Raw genomic sequence first — 4,632 nt, forward strand, 5'->3', positions numbered from 1 at the left:
GGGCGACAGGATTCGAACCTGCGACCTAGTGCTCCCAAAGCACCCGCGCTACCAAGCTGCGCCACGCCCCGCCGGACACCACCATACGCTGTGATCGCCCGCCACGCCTGACAGGGCCTGAGTTCTTCCGCTGCAAGGCTCTTGGCCACTCGCTGCCCGCTTGTCGCAGCTTGTGGCAGCTCGTAGCCACTTGGTAAGGTCACGAAGCCCCTCAGCTCTCACCCAGCTCTCACCCAGCTCTCAAGGAGCCCCTCAGCTCTCACCGCTGAGAGCTGAGAGCTGAGAGCCCGCCAGTCCCACCTCTCATGGCGACCAAGCCGCAAGAAACGGCCACGCCGCTTTGGGTGCGCGGGCTCAGAGACAGCCTCAGGGCCTCCATCGGCCGGCCCTGGAGCGTCAGCTCGATGCGAGGTAAGGCCAAGCTGTTCTGCCGCTTTGCCGATGGCAGCCGCCAGTCAGTGGTGCTGCCGTTCGCCTGGGTTCCTGCCCAGGCAAGGGAGATCCAAGCGGCTGTTGAGGCGATCGCTGGCCAGGTGGCGGCAGGTGCTTCCCTGGCCGAGGCCACAGCACCTTTCACCGGCAGAGCCGCGGCGCTGCCCGCACCTGCGGCGCCACCGGAGGAGCCCGACCTCCTGCGCTTGTGGCGTCGCTTCGGAGAAGAGAAGGTGCGCAGCGGGCGGATCAAGCCGACGACCTGGGAGAAGGACTACGGGCAGACAGGCCGAGTGCTGCCCCAGGTGGTGGAGCAGGCAAGCAACGCGAAGGAGCTCCTCTCCCAGCTGGGGGAGAAGTGGCCTGCAGGATCCCGCCGCCGCCAGATCGCGGTGCAACACGTTGCCGCCATGCTCCGCTGGGCCTGCGACGAGGAACTTCTCCCTCAGGACCGGTGGTCACCTCCAAGCAGCCTGCGCAGGTTCGTAGGAGAAGCTCTGCTGAAGAACGTTGCTGCCATTCCTTTGACTGATGAGCAGATCCTGGGCCTGCTCCAGGGTCTACCAGCCGACCTGGCCGGCCAACGGTGGGGCTTCGCCCTGCGGCTGATTGCTGCTTACGGTCTGCGGCCAGTGGAGCTCCTGCATCTGCAGCTTCGAGCTGACGGAAAGCTCTGGTGCAACTACCAGAAGCGCAGCGGCGGCGGTACCACCGCCCCTCGGAGCCTGCGAGCCCTGCACCCAGAGTGGGAGACAGAGTGGGAGCTGCGCGAGCGACTCGCGGCGGGAGAGTCGCTACCCCCCTTCGGCGGTGGAGTGGCCGATGCCGCCAGGCGCTACCTCGTGCGGCAGGAAGCGTGGAAACCACTGGCCCAGCGGGGTTGCACTCCTTATGGCTTCCGTCATGGTTACGCGCTTCGAGCGCACCAGGCGTATGGACTATCTCCGAGGGTTGCTGCTGCTCTTATGGGCCATTCGGTTGATACTCATCAGCGGGTCTATGGGACTTGGACTGATGAAGGGACTATTGATGCAGCTATTGAAACGGGTCTCAAATACCGGAGCTTGACAGATCGAGACAACCCCGAGTAGAAAGAGAGAAGCAACGTCCGGTTTCCCACCTTCTCCGGGCTAACCCGTTGGGCCAGCTCTCGGTAGAGCCCCGGCGGAAGGCAACCACTTGCCTATAGGCCGCTCATAAGGAGCGGCGCTGCAGCCGAAGCAGCGCGATTCGCTTACCAGAAGCCGTTCTACGCAAACCATCAAGATGACCATCGCGCACAGCGCGGGGCCTTGGGTGAGTGCCGAGCTGGCTGCAGTTGATCTGGGTCTGTCTCGCGCATCGCTCTATCGGCTCCGTCAAACAGGCCGCCTGAAGGCTGGCCAGCACTACATCAAGACCACGCCGGGGAAGACCAGCAGAGTGCTCTGGTGCCCGAATGCCATTCGCGGAGCGATGGCTGATTGGAGTGATGGCTGATAGCTGACCCAGCGGGTGCTGGGTCACTGATTCTGGCTGCACTCTTTACTCGCTTGGTAAGAGTGAAGCTCTTTATCGAGCCGATAGAGATCTACCTGCTCGATAGCTCCTTCTTCTACTTCTAGCTGGGCCAGACTTGCCGTAGACACGTTGCATACGCCCCATGGATTCTCCTCAGACCGACCACATCACCCCTAGCGCTGGGGCAGTCCCAGGACCTGCCGGGGGCACCCCCGCAGGTGAGCTCCCCGGTGCAGTCATCGACTGGGAACGGCCCGCTGATGCAGCACCGCTCAAACCGATCTCGATCCGCCTTGGCCGCGAGGAGATGAGAATCCTGAAGGAGATGGCTTCCTGTTACAGCACTCGTCTGAGTCCGCTGGCCCGCAGGCTGCTGGTGGCTCAGTTGAAGCTCACCAAGTACTGCGACGCAGTGGAGGAGCAGCGCGCTGCTGAAGCTGCTGAAGCGGCCAGGCAGGCAGAGCAGGGCCAGCGGGGGGGTGCCGCAGGAAGCGGTCTACCGGCCGTGAAGCCATGAAAAAAGCGGCTCAGGTTATGGCCTCCTGAACCGCTTCGGTTTGCTCCTTTCCGAAGGGAGCTGGGGGTAACCCAACGTCAAACACACATCTATTCTAATGGACGATCACGGAAACGCCAAGCCAGAGGGCGGAGACCCCTCCTGCGAACGGTGCGACGAACAAGACGCGGAAGACGCGAAAGAAGCTGTAAGAGAGCTGGCAAGGGAAGCTGCAGCAGCCGCAGAGGCTGAGGCTGAGGCTGACCCAGCCGGGGGGTGGGAGKGCCACGACCCCATCGAGGAGATCGAGGCGGAGAAGGCTGCAGCCGCAGAGGGGCAAGCCGCCAACCTCGCGATCTGCAAGGAGCACCGCGACCCGGGGGTGGCGAGAGACGACCCCTTTGCCGAGACCACCGACGCTCTCATCACCCTTGACCTGGAGTCCACAAGGGAGGCAGTGCAGACATTTTCTATCACCCGCGCCCGGTCCGACGGTGCGTTCTTTTCCAACGCCGCTCAGCTACAGCGTCGTGAAGACGGGAACGGTGATGAAGACCAGTCGGAGGTGTACTTAACACATAAATACCACACGAAGAACGACCGTAGGAAGCTCGCTGAAGGGGGGGAGGCACCACCAGCGGGGGGGAAGCCGCAGTCCCTCCGCTTGTCGATAGAGCACGCTGTTAAGGGACAGTATCAAGGCAAGTGGGCGACCTCCGATATCTACTTCTGCCCTGCAGTCTTTGGTCCGGCCAGCGAAGGGTTGAGAGATGAAAATGTCATCAGCCGTCGGGTTGCTGTCTGTGAGATAGACGGATCGTCTATTGATGAGCAAATCGCTCGCGTTGAAAAGCTCCCTGAGTCACTTAAGCCGCACGTTAAGTGCTTCAGTGGCTCTAAGTCACTACATCTGTTCTGGCGCTTTGCTGAAGGCACCCCTTGGGAGGTTATCAAAGACTTCCAGCAAGCGATGTGCGTCTACTTGAAAGGGGACCCGAAGGTCACCACGGCGAAGAGCCAGCGGATGCGGCTGCCAATAAACATGGGCCCGCTGGCGCCCTCGAAGAAGGTCCCGGCGGGGAGGGAGCAGCTGCCGATGACGATTCGGCGCGAAGCGCCGTCGCTGGAGGCAGAGACAGCCCTGCCGGGGGTGGAGCGCCTGCTGGAAGCAGACGGGGAAGCCGACTGGCGAGCTACCTTCGCCGAGCTTTCCGCGAAGCATCCTTCGCAGAAGGGTAAATCCAAAGGAAACCTTAAGACCTCCCCTTGCGCGAAGGGTGGAGCCCGTAGTTCATCTGAGCTGGATGCCGAGTGGGCGGCGCACTCTTGGAGTGATGGAGAGAAGAAAGTTGCGAAGCTGCAACCACCGGTGCCACTGCTTGACTTCCTGCCGAAAGCGACGGCAGAGGTACTCCAGAAAGGAGCGGCCCCAGGTGAGAGGAACGACCTCGGCCTGACCCACACGCCCCAACTCGCTGGGGCTGTGCTCCAGCTCGAAAAGCTGGGCTTGAAGTTCACCCCCAGCGTGGAAGACCTGCTCGAAGGCTTTGCCGACGCCTCCGACGCCCTTGGAGGCGAGCCGATGGACCGCGAGCGCCTGCTGGCCCAGTATGAGGGGGCTTTAGAAGGCGAGCCTCACCCTGGGCGGCCCCTGGCGGCCCTCCTCGGGAGCCTGCACTACCACACCGGGGGAGCGCTGGGAGAGCGAGCCCAGGAGGGGGGTGAGCACGGCCTCCCCGGCATCGAGGCCCTGGCCGGCAGCTTCCGCATCCTCGGATGGTCGGAGGACCGTCAGCGCATCCACTATCAGCGGCGCGGAATCGGGCAGATCAGCGCCTTTAGGCCGAGTGGATCTATTGAGCTGCTCAAGCTTGCAGACAAGGAAAGCTGGGAAGATGGCTTTCAGCCACTCCCGACAGAGCAAAACCCGAATCCGAAGACGGATTGGTTAGCAGCCCTTGACGCCGTTATCCAACTGGCCGATGCAGCCGGGGTTGACGTGGGCCCCGGAAACCGGTCCAGGGTGAATGAGAGTCTTCAGCCGGCCAAACTGGGCCGTGGACTCGACCATGAAACACACCAGGCACACAGCCGAGCAGATCATCCGCAAGCTCAAGACCGCCGAGCAGTTGATCGCTCAGGGAAAAACCGTCGCCGACGTCTGCCGCGTCATCGAGGTGACGCAACCGACCTACCACCGCTGG

4 protein-coding genes are annotated in these 4,632 nt (G+C 62.7%); 3 read left to right on the top strand and 1 reads right to left on the bottom strand.

The window, feature by feature from the left end; all coding sequences use genetic code 11:
• Positions 1–404 precede the first annotated feature (404 nt).
• On the top strand, positions 405–1,523 hold the full coding sequence (locus IQ216_RS11780) for a hypothetical protein (RefSeq protein WP_193815604.1): 1,119 nt from the start codon (positions 405–407) through the stop codon (positions 1,521–1,523).
• Positions 1,524–2,257: 734 nt separating this feature from the next.
• Entirely contained in the window at positions 2,258–2,449 is a 192-nt protein-coding gene (locus tag IQ216_RS11785; protein WP_193815605.1) for a hypothetical protein, read from the top strand.
• A 1,600-nt stretch (positions 2,450–4,049) separates the two neighbouring features.
• Here the strand turns inward: IQ216_RS11785 and IQ216_RS14780 are convergent.
• Positions 4,050–4,232 (bottom strand): hypothetical protein, encoded by a 183-nt coding sequence (locus IQ216_RS14780; RefSeq protein ID WP_193815619.1) that lies wholly within the window; start codon positions 4,230–4,232, stop codon positions 4,050–4,052.
• A 265-nt stretch (positions 4,233–4,497) separates the two neighbouring features.
• On the opposite strand from IQ216_RS14780, the gene IQ216_RS14785 reads away from it, so the two are divergent.
• Positions 4,498–4,632: transposase (locus IQ216_RS14785; protein ID WP_370566735.1), on the top strand; the 135-nt coding region annotated here is incomplete at its 3' end.

The organism is Cyanobium sp. LEGE 06143, from assembly GCF_015207535.1.
In the GTDB taxonomy this organism is placed as follows: Bacteria; Cyanobacteriota; Cyanobacteriia; order PCC-6307; family Cyanobiaceae; genus NIES-981.